Origin of the sequence: Pseudoalteromonas sp. S3260, assembly GCF_005886925.1 — a bacterium.
In the GTDB taxonomy this organism is placed as follows: domain Bacteria; phylum Pseudomonadota; class Gammaproteobacteria; order Enterobacterales; family Alteromonadaceae; genus Pseudoalteromonas; species Pseudoalteromonas tetraodonis.
In genome coordinates this window covers 1-21,294 of sequence record NZ_PNCV01000002.1, presented here as the reverse complement: position 1 = coordinate 21,294, position 21,294 = coordinate 1, and the positions used below count along the sequence as shown (strand labels likewise).

Annotated in this window: 16 protein-coding genes; 5 read left to right on the top strand and 11 right to left on the bottom strand. The window is 40.6% G+C overall.

Annotated elements, in window-relative coordinates; translation table 11 throughout:
• Positions 1–16: 16 nt before the first annotated feature.
• From CWC14_RS00405 to CWC14_RS00385, 5 genes are all read right to left on the bottom strand, one after another.
• On the bottom strand, positions 17–430 hold the full coding sequence (locus CWC14_RS00405) for a CBS domain-containing protein (RefSeq protein ID WP_138560671.1): 414 nt from the start codon (positions 428–430) through the stop codon (positions 17–19).
• Positions 431–601: 171 nt separating this feature from the next.
• On the bottom strand, positions 602–1,315 hold the full coding sequence (fre, locus tag CWC14_RS00400; RefSeq protein ID WP_138560669.1) for an NAD(P)H-flavin reductase: 714 nt from the start codon (positions 1,313–1,315) through the stop codon (positions 602–604).
• Positions 1,316–1,401: 86 nt separating this feature from the next.
• The gene (gene ubiD / locus CWC14_RS00395) at positions 1,402–2,868 is read right to left on the bottom strand and encodes a 4-hydroxy-3-polyprenylbenzoate decarboxylase (RefSeq protein WP_138560667.1); all 1,467 of its coding nucleotides are present in this window, start codon (positions 2,866–2,868) and stop codon (positions 1,402–1,404) included.
• 71 nt (positions 2,869–2,939) lie between these two features.
• Positions 2,940–4,970 carry a methyl-accepting chemotaxis protein gene (locus tag CWC14_RS00390; RefSeq protein WP_138560665.1) on the bottom strand — a complete coding sequence of 677 codons (2,031 nt, stop codon included), beginning with the start codon at positions 4,968–4,970 and terminating at the stop codon, positions 2,940–2,942.
• Positions 4,971–5,037: 67 nt separating this feature from the next.
• On the bottom strand, positions 5,038–5,316 hold the full coding sequence (locus tag CWC14_RS00385) for an MliC family protein (protein ID WP_138560663.1): 279 nt from the start codon (positions 5,314–5,316) through the stop codon (positions 5,038–5,040).
• Positions 5,317–5,438: 122 nt separating this feature from the next.
• Here CWC14_RS00385 and CWC14_RS00380 point away from each other — a divergent pair, with 122 nt between their 5' ends.
• Positions 5,439–6,359: a DUF808 domain-containing protein gene (locus CWC14_RS00380; protein ID WP_138560661.1), complete on the top strand. Its 921-nt coding sequence runs from the start codon at positions 5,439–5,441 to the stop codon at positions 6,357–6,359.
• 15 nt (positions 6,360–6,374) lie between these two features.
• On the opposite strand, the gene CWC14_RS00375 is transcribed toward CWC14_RS00380, so the two are convergent.
• From CWC14_RS00375 to CWC14_RS00365, 3 genes are all read right to left on the bottom strand, one after another.
• Complete coding sequence (locus tag CWC14_RS00375) at positions 6,375–7,316, bottom strand: tetratricopeptide repeat protein (RefSeq protein ID WP_138560659.1); 942 nt, start codon at positions 7,314–7,316, stop codon at positions 6,375–6,377.
• Positions 7,317–7,402: 86 nt separating this feature from the next.
• Complete coding sequence (locus CWC14_RS00370; RefSeq protein ID WP_013463744.1) at positions 7,403–8,806, bottom strand: M20/M25/M40 family metallo-hydrolase; 1,404 nt, start codon at positions 8,804–8,806, stop codon at positions 7,403–7,405.
• A 156-nt stretch (positions 8,807–8,962) separates the two neighbouring features.
• Positions 8,963–11,041: a TonB-dependent siderophore receptor gene (locus tag CWC14_RS00365; RefSeq protein ID WP_138560657.1), complete on the bottom strand. Its 2,079-nt coding sequence runs from the start codon at positions 11,039–11,041 to the stop codon at positions 8,963–8,965.
• Between the two features lie 194 nt (positions 11,042–11,235).
• Here CWC14_RS00365 and dbpA point away from each other — a divergent pair, with 194 nt between their 5' ends.
• Positions 11,236–12,624 (top strand): ATP-dependent RNA helicase DbpA, encoded by a 1,389-nt coding sequence (gene dbpA, locus CWC14_RS00360; protein WP_076922614.1) that lies wholly within the window; start codon positions 11,236–11,238, stop codon positions 12,622–12,624.
• A 9-nt stretch (positions 12,625–12,633) separates the two neighbouring features.
• Here dbpA and CWC14_RS00355 read toward each other — a convergent pair whose 3' ends face one another.
• A complete protein-coding gene (locus tag CWC14_RS00355; protein WP_024601995.1) occupies positions 12,634–13,215 on the bottom strand; it encodes a DNA-J related domain-containing protein in 582 nt (193 codons plus the stop codon).
• Between the two features lie 170 nt (positions 13,216–13,385).
• Here CWC14_RS00355 and CWC14_RS00350 point away from each other — a divergent pair, with 170 nt between their 5' ends.
• Positions 13,386–16,208, top strand: coding sequence for a tetratricopeptide repeat protein (locus CWC14_RS00350; protein WP_138560655.1), 2,823 nt, complete (start codon positions 13,386–13,388; stop codon positions 16,206–16,208).
• Between the two features lie 79 nt (positions 16,209–16,287).
• Here CWC14_RS00350 and rho read toward each other — a convergent pair whose 3' ends face one another.
• Together rho and trxA are read right to left on the bottom strand one after the other, a co-directional pair.
• Positions 16,288–17,547 carry a transcription termination factor Rho gene (gene rho, locus CWC14_RS00345; RefSeq protein ID WP_013463749.1) on the bottom strand — a complete coding sequence of 420 codons (1,260 nt, stop codon included), beginning with the start codon at positions 17,545–17,547 and terminating at the stop codon, positions 16,288–16,290.
• 193 nt (positions 17,548–17,740) lie between these two features.
• Complete coding sequence (gene trxA, locus CWC14_RS00340) at positions 17,741–18,067, bottom strand: thioredoxin TrxA (protein WP_138560653.1); 327 nt, start codon at positions 18,065–18,067, stop codon at positions 17,741–17,743.
• Between the two features lie 91 nt (positions 18,068–18,158).
• Between trxA and rhlB the strand changes: the two genes are divergently transcribed.
• Complete coding sequence (rhlB, locus tag CWC14_RS00335; RefSeq protein WP_010392673.1) at positions 18,159–19,436, top strand: ATP-dependent RNA helicase RhlB; 1,278 nt, start codon at positions 18,159–18,161, stop codon at positions 19,434–19,436.
• A 45-nt stretch (positions 19,437–19,481) separates the two neighbouring features.
• Positions 19,482–20,975, top strand: coding sequence for a guanosine-5'-triphosphate,3'-diphosphate diphosphatase (gene gppA / locus CWC14_RS00330; protein ID WP_138560651.1), 1,494 nt, complete (start codon positions 19,482–19,484; stop codon positions 20,973–20,975).
• Positions 20,976–21,294: the final 319 nt, after the last annotated feature.

Below are 21,294 nucleotides of genomic sequence, written 5' to 3'. Positions count from 1 at the left end.
AAGGTGGATCTTTTACTTATATGTGGGTTTGACAGCTAACGTAATTATCATAAAGTGCTTTTAAAATATCGGCACGGCTGATCATGCCAATTACAACGTCACCATCAACCACAGGGTAATTCTTTGGCTTACCGGGTTGCATTTGTTCTGCTAATTCCATGATATTGGTATCACCGCTGACCGTTACAACTTCTGTTTGCATCAACTGCGATACTTTTACCATACCGTCACAAAAATAACTGCTTTGCATTAGGGGTTTAAGTAGCTCCTGCTCAGAGATAAAACCTACTAGCAACTTGTTATCGTCAAATACTGGGGCACCAAGCAATTTAAATTTTTGTAGTTCTGCAATGGCGGTCGTCATTTCTGTATTAGGGGTGATATGAGGCAACTTGTGTTGCATAAAATCTTTTACTTTTGTATTTAGCATTTAGGTTTCTCCCGCTGAATGTTCTATACAAAGTATGGTTTATAGATTGGATTTTAGGAAATTGTTTATGTTGATGAGTTTAATAGGTAATAACAATCATCGCAGCGGTAATGGCGGGCAATAAAAACAATTAAGGCACCCTAAGGTGCCTTAAAAATGATGCATTTGCTGTTATTTTATAAAAGCAAATGCATCCGCGTACATGTTTTCGCGAATGGCACCGTGGCTAATAAAGTCATCGCGCACTATGCCTATCATGTCAAAACGACCTGCCATGTAAATATCATAAGGTTCAAGCGAGATGATATCGTCCATTACCGCTTTATGCACATAACCAGTATGGCCAGTCCAGCTGTCAGTAGGATTCTCTACCACAGGAATAAATTCGAAGTGCTTATGACTATCAGCCCAAGCTTTCATTTCGCTGTGTGCATACAGCGCAGACTCTTCTTTAACACCCCAATAAAATAGCACTGGGCGCTGACAATCTATTTCAGCAAGGTGATCGGCCATTGATTTTGCATAAGAGAAGCCTGTGCCGCCAGCAAGTAAAATAATAGGGCGCTCGCACTGCAAACGTAGTTGAGAAACACCTAAGCCCGCTTCAATAGTCACGGTTTGATTATTATTGTGGGCACAACGAAGGTGCTCTAGCGATTGCATAGCATATGAGTCAGCAACTGAAGCACCAATATGTAATTCTAAAGCATCCGTTTGTGAAGGACGGCTTGCAATTGAAAACGCACGTTTATCTTTTTCACCTAAAACCAATTGTAAATATTGGCCAGCTTCAAATGTGACGGGCTGCTGCGGCTTTAAAATAACTTTATGAACAAATTCTGTTAGTGGACTGATAGAAACAACGTCAGCGTGTAATGTTTGCATGTTTTACCTTAAATTAGCGGATACGCACTTTATTTGAGCAATAGTAGCATATCCGCAGGGTGAGTTTATAGCCTAGACCAAAGTCGTTAAAGAATACCTAGGCTATCCCAAAGTTCATCAACGCGATCTTTAGTGGCTTGATCCATAACAATAGGTTCGCCCCACTCACGGGTTGTTTCGCCAGGCCATTTGTTGGTTGCATCCATGCCCATTTTTGAACCAAGGCCAGAGACAGGCGATGCAAAGTCTAAATAGTCTATTGGCGTGTTTTCAATTAACGTGGTGTCGCGTGCAGGATCCATACGGGTAGTAATAGCCCATATTACATCGTTCCAATCTCGGGCGTTAATGTCATCATCGCAGACAATAACAAATTTAGTGTACATAAACTGTCGTAGGAATGACCAAACCCCCATCATTACGCGCTTGGCGTGCCCGGGGTATTGTTTTTTCATCGTAACCACGGCCATACGGTACGAGCAGCCTTCTGGTGGTAAATAAAAATCAACGATTTCTGGAAACTGTTTTTGTAAAATTGGCACAAATACTTCGTTTAAAGCCACCCCTAAAATAGCTGGCTCATCAGGCGGACGACCCGTAAAGGTACTGTGATAAATAGGGTCTTTACGATGAGTAATATGAGTGACCGTCATAACGGGAAAGTCATCGACTTCATTATAGTAACCCGTATGGTCGCCATAGGGGCCTTCAGGTGCCATTTCTCCCGGCATAATATGCCCTTCAAGCACGATTTCTGCACTGGCCGGTACTTGTAAATCATTCGAAATAGACTTAACCACTTCTGTTTTACTACCACGCAGTAAGCCAGCAAAAGCATATTCGCTTAACGTGTCTGGAACGGGTGTAACAGCACCTAAAATAGTCGCAGGATCTGCACCTAATGCCACCGAAACAGGGTAGGGCTGACCAGGGTGTTCTTTACACCACTCTTGAAAATCAAGCGCGCCACCGCGATGAGATAACCAACGCATAATGATTTTATTTTTACCCAATAGCTGTTGACGATAAATCCCTAAATTTTGACGCTTTTTATAAGGCCCTTTGGTAACGGTTAAACCCCAAGTAATTAAAGGCGCAGCATCACCAGGCCAGCAATGCTGAATAGGAAGCTTGGTTAAATCAACATCGTCACCTTGTAAAATAACTTGTTGGCAGGGCGCTTTTTTTACTTCTTTGGCTGGCATATTAAGGACTTGCTTAAATACCGGAATTTGTCCAAGGGCTTCTTTAATGCCTTTTGGTGGCTCTGGCTCTTTTAAAAATGCCAATAACTTACCAACTTCTCGTAATTCACTGACATCTTCTTGGCCCATACCCATAGCTACACGCTTAGGTGTACCAAATAAGTTAGCTAGAACAGGCATGTCATACCCTTTCGGGTTTTCAAATAATAAAGCGGGGCCTTTAGCACGCAGTGTGCGATCGGCAATTTCGGTCATCTCAAGATACGGGTCGATTTCTTGGCTGATGCGTTTTAATTCGCCTCGTTTTTCAAGTAAATCGATAAAATCGCGTAGATCTTTGTATTTCATTGTGGGCCGTTACTTAGCAAAAAGTTAAAAGTATTATACCCAGTTCATGCAAGCCAAGTCATTACTTGCACTTAAAACTTAAAGCGCTCTACCGCATCTTTTAAAGAGTGTGCAAGTTGGTTAACATCTTCACTTTCGCTTGCTAGGGTCGTCGCATTGTCGGCATTTAAGGTGGCATGATCGGTTACCTTAGCCATTATTTGTTGGATATCAGTGCTGTTTGCAAGTTGTTCATGCGATGCATGGGCAATGTCTTTGCTCATTGCATTGACCGATACTAACGTGCTTTTGATACGCTCAACGGCTGCATTTAGTTCAGTACTGTTTTCAACACAATGCTTGGCTTGTTGTTGACCATCATTTATTTCAGCTTGGGTAGTCTGAGTATGTTGTTGTAGTGTGTTGATCATGGTGGTTATTTCGCTAGTGGAGCTTTGTGTTCGTGCTGCAAGCGAACGCACTTCATCGGCCACTACGGCAAATCCTCGACCATGTTCACCGGCTCTTGCTGCTTCAATGGCCGCATTAAGCGCTAGCAAATTGGTTTGCTCTGCAATACTGCTAATCGTATCAACAATAGCGCCAATCAGTTTGGTGTATTGTGCAAGCTCTTCGGTGCTGCTAACTGCTTTATCTAGGCGGCTTAAAAGAGATTCAATACTTTGGCTATTGTTGTTTGCAATGTCATTGACATCATTTGCAAACTGCGAGGCATTCGTTATTTCATTTGAGGTACTCTGCGCTTGTTCGTAAACGGCTTGTGAGCTTTGTAGCATACGTTGCGCCAATGAGGTTGCTTGTGCGCTGCGTTCCAGCTGTTGCTTAGCAACGATGGTCATTTGTTGCACTTTTTCACTGGTTTGAATGGCTGAATTATCGAGTTCGTAGGCGTCGTTACTGATCCCTTTTATTAGGTGAGTTAAATCATCACAAAGCTTATTGGTATTATGCAGTAGGGTACCAAATTCGTCTTTACTTAGAGGGTTACTACGCCGTGAAAAGTCACCTGAGGCTATGCGTGCGAGTTCTTTATTCACCTTTTTAAGTGGTTTTAGCATGGCGTTAGTAGTAAACACTGAAATAATAACCAGCAAAACAATTAAAACAAAAGCAATAATAATAACTAAGCTAGAGCCGGTATTGATTGCTGACTTAGCGCTCTCTTGCAGGGAGTCAAAGCGCGTGTCTGCAAGTTTATTAAGCTCAATTAGCTGATTTTCTATAATGATAAAGGCATGTTGAAAACTTTCAAACCGCTGATCAACCTTGTCTTTGCTATTGAGTACAGTGTTCTGCAATGCATACAGCCCATCAGGATTATTTAATAGGCTGCTTAAATCGTTAAACGCCGCTATTAACTCATTGGCGTTGAGCTTATTTGCAATAGGAGAGGCTTGTTGCTCTAAATAACTAAGATTAGATTGAATATTATCGAGTAAAAAAGAAGTGTCCTGTTGGTGGGCATTGATATCTTCAGAGGTGGTTACTTGCCCAATGCCTTTGACATTATTGTTTAGAGTAAATAATAAATCATCAATTCGAGTCGCTGTGCCAAAGACTGCATTTAAAAGCGATTGCTGGTTGCCCGCTACGTTTATAAGCTCTATATCAAGTAATTGGTTACTCAGATCGCGAAGCTGTTCATTAAAGGTAACTGTCAGTGCTGCGGCGGTACTTTGCGCCTTAAAGCGTTGCTCTTTTGTTGCAAGCATGTCGTTGCTTATAGTATTTAGTTTAGTGAAGTCATTATGAATAGTAACAAGTAATGTTTGCATACTTTGTTGCTTGGCAACTTGTGCTTTTAGCGTCTCTAATTTATTAAAAAACTGTGTTTGCTCTGCGTGTGCTTGCTTTTTATTTTGCAGTAGTAAATCAAGTTTAGTTTGGCTGTAAGCAATGGCGTTAAATTTAGTAATTGAAAGTAGCGATAAACGCAGGTCTTTACTCGCTTGCTGTACCGGAACCGCTAACGTTTCTATGCGCGAGTTAGTGGTACTGATTTGATGGAGTGACCAGTAAAAAAATATGCAGCTGGTAAGCATTAACAGGCCAATAGCTGAAAAGGCTAAAATTATTTTATGTTTTATAGCGATAGAATGCATAACTTTATCAACAGTATTAAGACTTTTGTTAGTGTAGCAAGTTTTTTAATATGTTGTTAGTTAGTGGTTAATTGCTTGTACATTGATATTTTTTACCGTTAATTATTAGCATAGCTTGCTCGCCCTTACTCCAAAACAGTACCTTGGTATTTATATATTTGCTACTAGAGGCACTCACCTCATGAGTTAATAAATAATCATGCTTATTAAAGCGGAGCGTCGCCTGTTTGTTGCTAATAATATCTAGTTGTGCAGCGGTGTTATCGCACATGTAGTTTGTTGTAATGGGTTGCTCATTGCATGCAACCAGGGCTATTAAAGCAATAGTAATGGCGTAGTGTTTCATTAGGCTGTGTTTTACTTATTTAGTCGCTTGGTTAATTATGAGCTTAGCAAAGCTAAATTAACCGTTGGTGAAAATAAGGCTTTACGTTATGTTTAAGCTCTTATTTTTAGCTAGGGAATATCATGGCTGGCACTAACCTCTTAACATTACTTGATGATATAACGACCTTACTTGATGATATTGCGACTATGAGTAAAGTTGCGACTAAAAAAACGGCAGGCGTACTAGGAGATGACTTGGCGCTCAATGCGCAGCAAGTTACAGGGGTCACTGCCGATAGAGAGCTGCCGGTAGTATGGGCGGTGGCAAAAGGGTCGTTTTTAAATAAAGCGATATTAGTCCCTGCTGCGTTATTAATTAGTGTGTGGTTGCCTTGGCTAATTACGCCACTTTTAATGATGGGTGGTTTATTTTTATGTTTTGAAGGCGCTGAAAAAGTATTTGCTCGCTTTTTACCTCTCCATGAGGAAACGATAGATGATGATGAAAAGTTAGATTTAGTTGAATATGAAAGGCAAAAAGTAAAAGGTGCTATTCGTACTGACTTTATTCTGTCTGCTGAAATTATTGTAATTACCTTAGGGACTGTGGCTGGGGCTACGTTAATGAATCAAGCACTGGTGCTAAGTGTTATTGCCATCATCATGACTATTGGTGTTTATGGACTGGTAGCTGGAATTGTAAAACTTGATGATGCTGGATTGTATTTACTTAACCAATCAAAACTCTCTGCAAATAAATTTAAAGAATTACTGGGTAAAGGCCTACTTGCAGCAGCTCCCCGACTTATGCAGTTTTTAGCCTTTGCAGGTACAATCGCCATGTTTTTAGTGGGGGGTGGAATTTTAGTGCATGGTGTTGAGTTACTGCATCATACGCAGATTGATATCACACATTACGCCCAGTCAACTTTAGGTGGGGTAGGTGAGATGCTAGCCCCTTTAGTATTTGATGGCTTACTTGGTGTGGTTGCGGGTTTGATTATTGTTATTATGCATGTAATCTATACTAAGCTCTTTAAAACCCATAGTAGCGCGGCGTAATCGCGCTACTTTACATTATTCACATTGTGTACTTTTACATAATTGCTCAAGCTCGTGTTTAGCTTTGCTATTACCTTGAGCAATGGCTTTTTTATACCAATAAATAGCTTGTGGGGCGTTTTTCTCTGTGCCTTGCCCGTCGCGATACATTTGCGCCAGATTTAGTTGCCCCCATTGAGAACCTGTTTGCGCTGCAAGAGTAAAGCTTTCTAGCGCTTCATCGTATTGCCCATCTTTGTGGTACATAATTCCTTGTTGATTATTTTTATCGAGCTTTACTCCTTTATATAAAGGTTTTGGCTGTGGCGGAAACATCACAAATCCACCATATAAACTATTTGCATAGGGGCGCAGCACGTCGAATATAATGTCATCCTTGTATAAGCGTTTTATTTCATTACGAGGTAGGGTGATGGTTTTAGACGAAAAGTAATCTCTTTGCACTAATAAACTTGCACGCATTGCTGTGGTTATAGCACTGCTGCGCTTATAGCTGTAATTACTCACCTGAAACGTTATAAATTGCTGATCAAAGCTCAGCACTTGCGCGACTTTTAAATTAGTCAGTGTCCACGGTTCATGAGTGAATTTATCGGCCTTTACTAAATAGGTGTCGTAGGCTTTGGGGTTGGTTAAATAACTTTGTTTTAGCGCCTCAGCATTAAGGTGTTTTTGGTAAAAAAATAACAATACCCACAGCAATAAAACTAACCCAATACAGTATTTGGGTAGGCTTAGCTTTTCGAACAGGGGTAACTTTTTAATGCTTGTAGGCTCACAATGTCCACATTGATAGCACTCGCGTTTATAGCTCAACTTTATCGGAACTATAGGAAGAATAGTAAAGCGCAAAAAGCGGCTTTGGTTAACTAAGTGATAGCTGTTACTTTTGCAATTAGGGCAGCACTGTACTTGTGTAAAATGAGGAAAAGACTGACTGGTATTGAAAAGCAGCATGAAAATACGCTCCCTGTTTTAATTCTCTTTAAGTTAAAACAATGAGCGTATTAGTTAAAGCAGCAAACTGTAAGTAATTATGTCAGTTACTCTTTAGTGCGTGCTTTTGGTTTAATGGTCGTTTTAGCGTCGGCGGCCATTAACGCAAATACAGCATAAGCAGCAGTGTTTTGACGAAGTTTAGCGGGTGTCACTTTATCAAGGGTGTCATCCGCTGTATGGTGGTAATCAAAGTAGTCAGTACCATCTTGTGCCAGTTCAAAAATAGGTGCAGAAACTGCATTTTTAAATGGGATGAGATCGGGTCCGCCTTTAGCTTCATTTTGGCCAATGTATTCAATATTTAATGGCGCAAGCTCTTTGGCAATCGCGCGCACTACTGGCAGTGAAGCTGCGTTTACATTTGATTCAAAGCCATAAACTACATCAGCACCAAAGTCAGACTCTGCAGCAGCTACAATGTTATTAAGCTCATTTTTATGCTTTGCAAAATACGCTTTTGCGCCCCAAAGGCCGAGTTCTTCAGCTGCAAAAAGCACAACGCGAATACTGCGCTTAGGACGTTTTACATCACTAATATGCTTTGCTGCTGCCATGGTTAAGGCAACGCCAGCGCCATCATCCAGAGCGCCAGTACCTAAATCCCACGAATCTAAGTGTCCACCAATAAGTACATATTGCTCAGGGTTTTCAGTACCATTAAATTGGCCAATGACGTTATAACCAGTGCCCTCGCCTAGGTTTTCGGTTTGTACATTAATATTAACCGACACGTCTTTGTTTAATGCGACTAATCGTGCTATTTGGTCAGCATCAGGATTGGCAATAGTCACGTTAGGTATTTTAGTTACCCCTTCTTTATAATAGCTACCGCCGGTATGTGCAAAGCGATGGTGGCCAGTGCTAACTGAGCGCATCATATAGGCAACAGCGCCTTTTTTAGCCGCTTCAATTGCTCCGGTAGCACGGGCTTTTACCGCGGGGCCATAACCATTGCCGTCAATATCACGGTTCATACGGTAATTAATATAAGCAATTTTACCTTTTAAGCTATTAGCCGGTGCGGCTTTTAATTCGTCAAGGGTTTCGAATAAGACGACAGGTGCGCTGATCCCCTCCTTTGGTGTACTAATGCTGTTACCAAGTGCTGTTAAATGCAGAGGTTGCTCGCTTGGAGTGAGTATTTTTCCACTTTCGCTATAGCGACGCCATTCAGGGAAGGTTGCTTCTTCTAACCAGACTTTATCAAAGCCCAATTCATCAAACTTTGCTTTTGCCCAAGCAACGGCTTTTTTATCGTTTTCGGTGCCAGGTAGGCGCGGGCCTATTTCTGTGGTGAGTGATTCTAGTAATTGATAGCTTAAATCACTTTTAAGGGCGGTGGTGCGCACCTCATCTACTTGTTGTAGCTGTTTTGCAGTGAATTCACTGTTGTTGGCGCTTACCGTCATGCTGGTGGTAAATAGGAGTGCTGTGAGCAATTGTTTCATATTCAGAGAGCCTTTGTAATGATTAACACCATTAAAGCATGTAACAAACAGGATAAAAAATAGATGAGATGAGTAGGCTATTCAGTGGGTTCAAAAGTCAGTTCAAAAAAAGCCCACCCCAAATTGAGGTGGGCTATGGATTTTTAAAGTCTGTATTTAAAAGCTAAATTGCGCTGCTAAACGCACGTTTGTGCCTTCACCTACCGTCACGTTATTTAATCCACCACCAGCTAGGTAGTTTTTATCGAATAAGTTTTCAATGTTTAAACGCAGGTTAATATCTGTATTACTTACCTTAAGTGCGTATGTTGCGCCAACATCAACACGGGTATATCCCTGTTTTGTTACGGTATTGGCATTATCGGCAAAACGTTCACCTTCATAAAAAGCGCCGGCATTAAAAGCAATGGCGTCATTTAATTCATAACGTGTCCATAAAGAGGCTGACCACTTTGGTGCATCAGTTGGGCGTTTGCCCTCTAATTTTTCTTCATCACGCTCATAGTTAGCATCTAAATACATGGTTGATGCCATAACAAATAAACGGTCAGTAGCGGCACCTTGAGCTGCAAGCTCAAAGCCTTTATGGCGTTGCTCACCTGCCTGTGTGGTGATGCTGGTTATATCACCGATAGGGTTAATCAGATCTTCGTTCACTAAGGTACCTGTTTTGCTAATATCAAATAAGGCACCGCTAAGCATTAATCGGTCATCAAACAGTTGCCATTTTACCCCAACTTCCTTTTGCTCAGAGGTAATAGCATCGAGCTTCATGCCATTATTAACATCACTTGTATTTACCAATGTTTCGTTTTGTGGCTCAAACCCTTCTGAGTAACTTGCATAAACAGTTGCAGAGGCATGAGGATGGTAAAGTACGCCAACCTTAGGTACGAACGATTCGTTATTGCTGTTTTCTTTACTTTGTTTATCGTAACGACCACCCAGTGATAGTTGCCATTCTGGTGAGAATGAAATTAAGTCTTGGATATAAATCCCGTAATAGTCGTAAGCAGACGAGCTAATAGTGTCATCTGACTTGTAACTTATATTAGGGCGATTAGGCTCATTTTGACCGGCAGAAAAATTAATCGTATCAGCAGATGTACGTAATTGGCCGTAGTAATAATCCAGTGAGTTAGCGCCTACAAGTAATTGATGATGCACACCCAAGGTTTCAAATTCGCCAATGAAGTCAATAAAAGCAGTTTTAAACTGCCAATCATCAAAGCGATCGTAAGGACGTGACTGATAGCTATCGCCTTCGATAAAGTCACTTGGCTTACGTGGTGCTGACTCAAAGCGCTGGCGTTCAAATGTTTGTTCGTTGTAGCCTAAATTTACGTGCCAGTGGTCGGTTAAAAACACCTTAAAATCAATACCCATGTTTTCAACAGTAATATCGGTAAAGGCCCATGACATATCACGAATTGTTTTGTCATCGCCAATGATATTGGCATCATTATCTATCCAAGCGCCAGTATCTAAGCCTGCTTCGTCATCAGTGCGATCATAATGCACGCGCACTAAGGCGTTATCGCTAATATCGTAATCAACCACTAAGGCACCTAAAAAGCGATCGCGTTCACGGTTATCACCGTTTTGGTATTCTCGCCAGTATTCAACATCTTGTTTTACTAATACACCGCGGGCACGTAGATCTTCAGCCTCGGTAAGTGCGCCGCCAGCATCAAGCATAAAGCGAGTTGAACCATGCTGATCAACATCGGCACTGGCATTAAATAACGTTTGCGCAGTCGGTTTTTTGGTTACCATATTCACTAGGCCGCCAGGCCCTGATTGCCCGTATAAAATACTTGAAGGGCCTTTAATAACTTCTACTTGCTCTAAAATCTCAATGGGTTGCTGGTAATGAGACCAATGCTGGTGGCCATCACGCAGGTAGCCGGTTGATGAACTTAACTCAAAACCACGTAAGTTAAATACTTCACGATTACGTTGCTTAGATCCTGGCGTTAAACTCGCATCGTTACTTAGTACTTCACCTAAGGTGGTTGCTAGTTGCTCATTTACAATTGTATCTGTAATAACAGTGACTGATTGTGCGGTATCGAGTAATGAGGTTGAGGTTCTCATTGGCCCACTGGCATTATCTACTTTGTAGTCGTTGAAGTAACTGCCTTTTACTTCAATGCGCTCTATATTTGCGGTGTTGGCGAATACATTTGCAGAGGTACTGGCTAAAAGTGCGATAAAAAGTGGGTTAAATTTCATTAGTAGCTTCCGGCTTAGAGTTATTAGAATAGTAAAACGCTGCGGATCTTAATAAAAATAACTATCATTTGCAATATCTTTATTTGCACTTTTTATCGTGCGTTGTTAATGGTTGCTAATTGTTAAATCTGCTATTATTAGCCGCATATTTATTGAGACTTTTCTCAAGTTATTTTTTTGCTATGGAATTTACTGTGACTGCAACTGCTTTTTCATCGTTGGCCTTACCTTCAGGGTTAGTTGATAATTTATCAACGCTCGGCTACACCCAAATGACGCCTGTACAGGCGCAAAGCCTACCACCCGTTTTAAATGGCAAAGATATTATTGCCCAAGCCAAAACAGGCTCAGGTAAAACAGCGGCATTTAGTTTAGGCGTTTTAGCCAAGCTGAATGTTAAACGCTTTCGTATTCAGTCGTTAGTGCTGTGCCCAACCCGTGAGCTTGCAGAGCAGGTAGCGGTTGAAATGCGCAAATTAGCACGCGGTATTCATAATATTAAAATTTTAACTTTGTGTGGCGGGGTATCAATTGGTCCTCAAATTGGCTCACTTGAACATGGTGCGCATATTATTGTAGGTACACCAGGGCGAGTTGACGACCATATTCGTAAAGGTACATTGCGCTTAGATGATGTTGAAACGCTGGTACTTGATGAAGCTGACCAAATGCTTGATATGGGTTTTCAAGACACCCTCGATGCCATAATTGAGTGTATTCCAACAAATCGTCAAACATTGTTATTTAGCGCGACTTTTCCAAAATCAATAGAAGCCATTGCAAAGCGTGTTCTGAGCAACCCTGAAATGATTAAAGTAGAAGAGCAGCAAGAAAAAAGCACTATCAAGCAATACTTCTATAAAATGGATAATAATAAGCAACGTTATCCAACCCTTAAATTACTATTACTTAAATTTACCCCACAAAGTTGTGTGGTGTTTTGTAATACCAAGGTAGAAACACAGCAAGTATGTGATGATTTAGCCGATGAAGGCTTCAGCGCCGTTGCATTGCATGGCGATTTAGAGCAGCGTGACCGTGAGCGTACACTGATTCATTTTGCCAATAAGAGTGCGTCTATTTTAGTGGCAACCGATGTAGCAGCACGCGGCTTAGATATTGATGATATGGACATGGTAATTAACTATCACTTAGCGCATGATCCACAAACGCATGTTCACCGCGTAGGGCGTACCGGGCGAGCGGGCAAAAAAGGCATTGCGTGTTCTATTTACGGTGATGCTGAGCAATTTAAAGTAGCGCAAATTGGTGACCACTATGAGCGTGATTTTACCCCTGAGCCAATGCCATCATATAACCTACTTGATAAGCCTCCTTACAAGCCAGAAATGGTGACTTTGATGATTGATGCAGGCAAAAAACAAAAAGTGCGTGCCGGTGACATTTTAGGGGCATTAACAGGTAAAGATGGTATAGCAGGGCGCCAAGTGGGTAAAATTAATGTACTTGATAACGTGGCTTTTGTCGCGGTAGAGCGTAACTCATCTAAACCCGCGTTACGTAAATTAACCGAAGGCAATATTAAAGGGCGTAAAATCCGTGCTCGTCGCCTGACGCGCTAGTTTTACGTTTTAAGATGAGCAGCTCGCCTTGAGTTGCTCATATTCCATTTTTAATTGTTTAAACACTTCATTATCACCCCCTTGTTTGTCTGGATGATGCTGAACGGCTAGTTGTCGCCAACGCTTTTGTAATGTTTTTAAGGTAATTGGTTGTACTAATTGCCAGCGAGCGATTAATTGCTGATGTTGCTGAGCACTTAAAGGCGCTTCATGTTGTTTAGGCTTACTGAAACGTTGCCAAAAGCTATCTAATAATGCGTTAATTTCTGCTGTTGATGTTTCAAAGTTTTGCCAGTTTAAGTAGTAGTCACGCAGCGGATCGTTTGGGTGAAGTTGGTTTTGGCGAGGGTCGCTTACCAGCTCAATGTGTAAACTTTTAATCAGTAGCTGCTGTTTTGGCATAACTTGCTGCTGTAGCTGATAAAGTGCATTCATAATTAAAAAATTACGTTTAAATAAATCACGGCCAGGATCAGCTGCTAAGGTATCAAGTAACCCACGTTCTTTTAGTTCCGATGCTAAAGTATGAACCATCCACACTTTATTATTGATTAATAGTTCAAAAATCTCATCTATCAGTGGGTTAAGCATTGTTTACAATCTATTAATTGGTGTATCTTGAACAAATTATCATACACCTAAGTAACATTAAACCCCAAGGAGTGGGCGTGAATGCCTGTTTTATATTGGTCTAAATTAGATGTTTACATATTGTTTGGGTGTCATTTTATTATGGCTAGCAAGGATTAAAGGATATTTTTATGCTGACTCGGTTACAGCGCATCTGCTTTATTGGTCTTTTGGTTGTACTGGGTGGTGCATCAAACGACGCTTTATCCAATGAGCAGACAAGTTTGTTTGAGCAGTTCGATCTTGAGCAAACATGGACTAAAAAGCACCGCCTTGCAACAGACATATTAGCTAACCCTGATCTTCCAAATTTACAACGCGTGACCATTTACAGTGACTTAGCGGAGCTGGCGTTTACACAGAGTGATTTAGCTAATGCACTAAAGTATTTTAAATTACTAGAGGCGAATAGCACCCTTAAAGAACAGCCAAAACTTTATTTTCGTGCAATTAAAATGCAAGGCGTGGTGCTTTATTATCAAGGGTTAGTGCAACAAGCGGTCGTTGATTATAATCGCGCGTTAAACATTGCCATTACCCTTAAAAGCCCGATTAAACAGGCTAACTTACTCAGTAATATTGGGCTCGCTTACTTTGATATGTATAACATGGAGCTAGCCCTCGATTATTATCAGCAAGCCAAAGTCATTTATGAAAAAGAGGGGAGCGCACAAGATAAAGCCGATATATTACATAATATCGCCGGTATTTATATTCGTCTCTCTCGGTATGAGTCCGCGCTTGAGATGTATCGTGAGGTTTTAAAAGTTTTTCAAGAGCTTGGTGATGACGATGGCGTTGCACAGGTATACGGTAACATGGGTGTGGCGTACACAGAATCGAGACAGTACCAATTAGCACTGCATTATAATCAGTTGGCCTTACGTTACTATCAAAGCGTTAATAATGCGTTTCAACTTTCTATCAAGCATACAAACTTAGCCACCATCAACCTTAAGCTAAATAAATTTGATGTTGCCTTTTATCATGCTAATGCTGGGCAACAGTTTGCACTTGAGGCTGATAATAAGTCGTTACTAGCGGCTGCCTTACACGTGTTATCGACTGTTCAATTTGTGCAAGGCAATACAGAAAATGCCAAAGAAACCTCAGAGCGTTCAATTACGCTTGCCAAAGAGTACAATAATGGCATGCGCATAAAAGACGGTTTGGGGGTTGAAGCGCTTATCCATGCTAGCTTAGGGGATTATGAAAAAGCGTTAAGTTTGCATCAACAGTATGTTGATTATCAGCGCAGTGTTAATACCGAAGAAGCCTCAAAAGCGGTCAGTCAATTTCAAATTCAGTTTGAATCAAATCAGCTAAACCAAGAAATTAAACAATTAAAACAACAACAATACTTACAAGAATTGCAAATAGCTAAACGTTCACAGTTAACGTTTTTGTTGGTGATTGTTGCCATATTAATTTTAATTACGGTAATTGCTGTTTATAAACGCCGAACAGAAAAACAAGCGAAGTTAAAGCTAAGTGAGCAAGTTGAACAGCGCACCAAAGAGCTGCAAAGTGTGGCGCAAGAACTGCGTGAAGCTAACGAGGTTAAAAGCCAGTTTTTAGCGAATATAAGCCATGAAATTAGAACGCCATTAACCGCTATTTTGGCGCAAACTGACGATCTTATTAATGGTCTATACAAGCCGGAACAGTTACAAGATGAGCTTAGAGTAATACAACGACAAAGTGAGCATTTAAGAAGCCTGATTAATGATGTGCTTGATTTAAGTAAAATCGAAGCAAACAGGCTAGAACTTAACATTAGCTGTTTTGATATGGTGCGATTGATCAACGATGTTCATGCTATGTTTTCTCCACAAACTAAAGCGAAAGGCTTGTCACTGATATTAGAGAGTCAGTTAGGTGATACCTATTTTACGCGGCTAGATTTAACTCGAGTAAAACAAATACTTATTAATTTATGCGCCAATGCCATTAAGTTTACTCATAAAGGGCAAGTAACTATTGGTGTTAGTAAAACCGAGCAAGGGTTACTCTTTTCGATTAAAGACACTGGGATTGGCATGAGCTCATCTCAACTTAAACTTATTTTTGAGTGTTTTAGCCAAGCAGATAACAGTATTAGTCGACGTTTTGGTGGCACAGGACTAGGTTTGAGCTTGTCGCAGCAATTAGCGGCGATGATGGGTGGCTACATAAGTGTGCAGAGTGAGTTTAAAAAAGGCAGTGAGTTTTCATTTTATTTGCCTTGTATACAAGTTGAAGAGCAAGTTTGCCATGACGATCAGCAAGCTAAGTCAGATGAGCGACACAGATTATTATCGGGTAAGGTGGTGCTTGCTGAAGATCACAGTGATAACCGCAAACTGATCAGTCGTTATTTACATTCTCTTGGGCTAGAAGTGATTGCCGTTGAAAACGGTGAGCAAGCAGTAGAACAAAGTTTAAAGCTATACCCAGATTTAGTACTGTTAGATATTCAAATGCCCGTTATGGATGGTATTTCTGCGTTTGAACTACTCAAACAATGTGGCTATGAGCCGCCTATTTTAGCGTTAACGGCCAATGCCATGAGCCACGAGATTGACCACTACTTATCACTTGGTTTTAGCGATTATTTAGCAAAACCAATAGACAAAGAATCTTTTTACACTGTTTTAGCTAAATACTTAAGCTCAGCAAATGAGGATTCATCGACAGAAAGTATCCATGTAGATATGAGTGATTTAGTAGCGAGTTTTAAACAAAGCCTGATTACAGAAAGTGAGCTAATTGAACAGCATTTTAAAGTTGGAGATTATAAATCGCTGCAAAAAGATAGCCACCGAGTTTTAGGTGCGGCACAAATGTTTGAGTTTAAAGAAATAGTCTTAGCGGCAAAAGCACTAGATGACGAATTACTTCAGTCACAAATTAACACTCAAAAGTTAACAACATTAGTAAATGGCTTGCTGGTACTGCTTAAGCAATACGGATAAGCTGATTTACTCTAAAAATAAAAAAGACACCATCTGGTGTCTTTTTTATTTAAAAATGTTTATTTCACCAGCGTTCAGATTACTGACGTTTCATCGAATCAAAAAACTCATCGTTGGTTTTACTCATCGATAGTTTATCAATTAAAAATTCCATGGCATCAATTTCTGACATGTCATGGACTATCTTACGTAAAATCCACAGCTTTTGGAGCTCATCAGGCTTAGTAAGTAATTCTTCACGACGCGTACCAGAACGGTTAAAGTCGATAGCTGGGAATACACGTTTTTCCGCAATTTTACGGTTAAGGTGTAGTTCCATGTTACCCGTACCCTTAAACTCTTCGTAGATAACTTCATCCATTTTAGAGCCGGTATCAATAAGCGCAGTCGCAATAATTGTTAAGCTACCGCCTTCTTCAACGTTACGTGCAGCACCAAAAAAACGTTTAGGCTTATGTAATGCATTAGCATCTACACCACCGGTCAATACTTTACCTGATGATGGAATAACGGTGTTGTAAGCACGTGCTAAACGTGTGATTGAATCAAGTAAAATCACCACGTCTTTTTTGTGCTCAACTAAGCGCTTTGCTTTTTCGATAACCATTTCAGCAACCTGTACATGGCGAGATGCTGGTTCATCGAATGTTGATGCAATAACTTCACCTTTTACTAGGCGTTGCATCTCAGTCACTTCTTCCGGACGTTCATCAATAAGTAAAACCATTAATGTAACATCAGGGTGGTTATGTGTGATTGATTGCGCAATATTTTGTAGCAACATGGTTTTACCCGCTTTTGGCGGTGCTACTAATAAACCACGTTGGCCGCGGCCAATGGGTGACGCTAAATCAAGAACTCGTGCGGTAATATCTTCTTTACTGCCGTTACCACGTTCCATACGAAAACGTTCGTTTGCATGTAGTGGTGTCAGGTTTTCAAAAAGGATTTTAGTGCGAGAGTTTTCAGGTTTATCAAAATTAACTTCGTTTACTTTAAGTAAAGCAAAGTAACGCTCACCATCTTTTGGCGGACGAATAAGACCTGAAATAGAGTCGCCAGTACGCATACTAAAACGGCGAATTTGGCTTGGAGATACATAAATATCATCTGGGCCAGCTAAGTAAGAAGCTTCTGATGATCTTAAAAAGCCAAAACCATCTTGCAAAATTTCTAATACACCACCGCCGAAGATATTCTCTCCGCCTTTGGCATGGGATTTAAGAATAGCAAAAATAATGTCTTGCTTTCTTAAGCGGGCTACGTTTTCGAGCCCCATGGACTCAGCTAAGTTTACAAGCTCTTTTATAGACTTGTCTTTTAATTCGCGTAAATGCATATTGGTGGGTTCTTTATTACAGTTGTCATACTCAAAATCGCTTTATTAGATCGTTGAGTGAGGTTTGTTGAATATAACTAAGGATTAGTTGGCTTTATAAATTAGCAGGTCATTACTGCAGCGTCCAGTACTTCTGTAAAATAAATAATAAAAAAAGGGCTGAGCGCCCTTTTTTTATAAATTTACACTTAACTTAGATGTTGTTTTCTAAAAACTCAACTAATTGTGTTTTTGATAGTGCGCCTACTTTAGTTGCAGCTACTTGACCATCTTTGAAAAGTAGTAGTGTAGGAATACCACGAATACCAAATTTAGGAGGAGTACCTGCGTTTTGGTCAATGTTTAATTTAGTAATCGTTACACGGCCATCAAATTCCTCAGCAACTTCGCTTAGAATTGGGGCGATCATTTTACACGGTCCGCACCATTCAGCCCAAAAGTCTACTAGTACAGGTTTGTCTGATTGTAATGCGTCAGCTTCAAAGCTATCGTCGGTAATTTGGATTATTTTCTCGCTCATTGCGCTCTCCGGTTTAGTTAGGCGAAATATTTAGTGCGTATTTAAACACTCTTGTTTCTTATTGCAAGTTTAAACGTTATGCTTAAACGCTATGACTAAGACACATTTGACCGATAAAAAGTTTTCAGACTTTGCTATTGCACCGGAAGTGGTTGCCGGGTTAACCGAAAGTGGGTTTGAATATTGCACACCCATTCAAGCTAAATGCCTACCGTTTATTTGTGAAGGGCGCGATATTGCGGGCCAAGCACAAACAGGTACAGGCAAAACGTTGGCGTTTTTAACCGCCACATGCCACCGGTTATTACAATCTAGCAAAGCACCTAGTAAACATCCAAGAGCCCTGATCATGGCCCCAACTCGGGAGCTTGCGATTCAGATACACAAAGATGCAAAAATTTTAGCGCCGCACTGTAATCTTAACTTAGGTTTAGTATATGGTGGCGAAGATTACGAAAAACAACGTGCACAACTAGAAAAAGGCGTTGATATTTTAATTGGTACTACAGGTCGCCTAATAGATCTGTACAAGCAAGGCTGTTACACCCTTAATGAAATTGAGGTAGTCGTGCTAGATGAAGCCGATCGTATGTTCGATTTAGGCTTTATTAAAGATATCCGTTATATGTTCCGTCGTATGCCGGATACATCAGAACGTTTAAACTTATTATTCTCTGCCACACTGTCGTATCGTGTACAAGAGCTTGCATTTGAACACATGACAAACCCAGAGCATGTGCAAATAGAACCCGATGTAAAAACGGGTAAGCGTATTCAAGAAGAGCTATTTCATCCTTCACAAGAAGATAAAATTAAGCTGTTGTTAACCTTGATTGAAGAAGAATGGCCTGAGAAAGCCATTGTTTTTGCAAATACCAAACACAGCTGTGAAACGGTGTATGCATGGTTAAAAGCAGATGGACATCGAGTGGGTATGCTCACCGGTGATGTAAACCAAAAGAAACGTCAATCAATACTCGCGCAATTTAGTAAAGGCGAGCTAGACTTTTTAGTGGCTACCGATGTTGCTGCGCGTGGTTTACATATTCCAGAAGTAAGTCATGTATTTAACTTTGACTTACCTGATGATTGCGAAGATTACGTTCACCGTATTGGTCGTACAGCTCGTGCAGGCGCTTCGGGTCATGCAATTAGCTTTGCGTGTGAGCAGTATGCTTATAACCTTCATGAAATTGAAGAGTACATCGAGCACAGCATCCCTTTATCGCATTACGATAAAAGTGCATTGCTCGATGATTTGACCAAGCCGACTATTCACAGAAAACGTAATTTTTCTACCGGTCCACGTAATCGTAGTAATAACAACGGACGTCGCCCAAATAATGGTTACCAAAAAGGACGGTCTTAACCGACCGTTAGTTTGATAGTATTCGTAACTAGAGGTTTTTGAACGGTGGGGCAACTTAAACCGCAAAAAAATGTATATGCAGTCATTGATTTGGGCTCAAATAGCTTTCATATGCTTATTGCCAAATCAGTGGCGGGTGGCTTACAAACAATAGGTCGCGTCAAACGCAAAGTAAGACTCGCCGCTGGGCTTGATGATGATAATTTATTGAGCTTAGAGGCTATGCAACGAGGTTGGGAGTGTTTGGCCTTGTTTGCAGAGCGGTTGCAAGATATTCCTACGCAAAACATCACCATTGTTGCCACTGCAACACTTCGCTTAGCAACCAACGCTGACGACTTTAAACTACGTGCAGAAGAAATATTAGGGCATAAAGTTAATGTTATTAGTGGCGAGCTAGAAGCGCGAACTATTTATAAAGGGGTTGCGCATACCTCTTCATGTACTGGCAAGCAGCTGGTTATTGATATTGGTGGGGCGAGTACCGAGGTTGTTATTGGCCAAGGTTTTGAAGCGCGTCACTATAAAAGTCTTAATATCGGCTGTGTGACTTTTCTCGAACGCTACTTTAAAGATTGCCAATTAAATGAAGCAAACTTTAATGCTGCTATAAAAGCAGCACGAAAAGTTATTGATGAAATAGCACCTGAATATAAAATGGCTGGTTGGCAACTTGCCTCAGGTGCGTCAGGTACAGTGCAAGCTATTCAAGAAATTATGGTGGCGCAACATTTAAATGAATTGCTCACTCTTGAAAAGCTATACACCATCAAACAACAATCCATAGCTTATAAAACAATAGCTGAACTCGACTTGCCTGGGTTAAGTGAAGAGCGACGGTTAGTGTTTGTATCTGGGCTGGCTATTTTAATTGCACTGTTTGAGTCACTAGAAATAGAACAAATGGGGTTAGCGGGTGGTGCTCTGCGTGAAGGTGTTTTATATAGCATGCTACCGGAGCTACATAATACCGACATTCGCCAACGTACCATTGATGGTTTTATGAACCGTTATCATGTTGATCAAAAGCAAGCATCTAGAGTATCAAGTTTAGCTGCACTGTTAGCTAATGAAGTCAGTCAGTATTGGCCGATTGAAGCACAAAACGGATTACCGCTTTTGAATGCCGTCGCGCAGCTGCATGAAATAGGTTTATTAATAGAGTATAAGCAGTACCACAAACATACCGCTTATATCTTAGAAAATACCGATATGCCCGGTTTTTCACAATCAGAACACAAAGTGATCGTTGCTATAGCTAATAGTCATCGCTGGGACCTTCAAAAGGGATGCTTAGATCATCTAGGTGTACATAGTATTGTTGCCGCATATATGGTTCGACTATTACGTATTGCCGTTATTTTATCTATGCGTCGACAAGATGATGTGTTGCCAAACTTTAAGATAACAGCTGAAAATGAAGAGTTAGCTATTCAATTTGAAAGCGATTGGTTAAAAAAACACCCACTAATGGCAAGTGAGCTAAATCAAGAGATTAAGTATCAGAAAAAATGTGGTTGGAAACTTAAAGTAAACTAGTTAAACCGCTCTTTACCACAGTTTTTAGTGGTTAAAATGAGCGTTTAGTTGTAATTTTGTTCGAACAGTCATTTATTTCAAGTTTTCTTCAAAAAAGGGTTGATCTGTTTTCGGATCTCCCTATAATGCGACCCCACTGAGACGGCAGAGCGCAACGCTTAGCGAGACACGAGCTACTTAGTGAGTCGAGTAAAACTTAGTTTTAAAAACTTTCAAGTTTAACAAATTAAGTGTTGACAAAAAAGCAGGAAAGCGTAATATGCGCAGCCCTAGCGAGATAAAGTTTAACGCTTTAATCCAACGTTCTTTAACAATATAA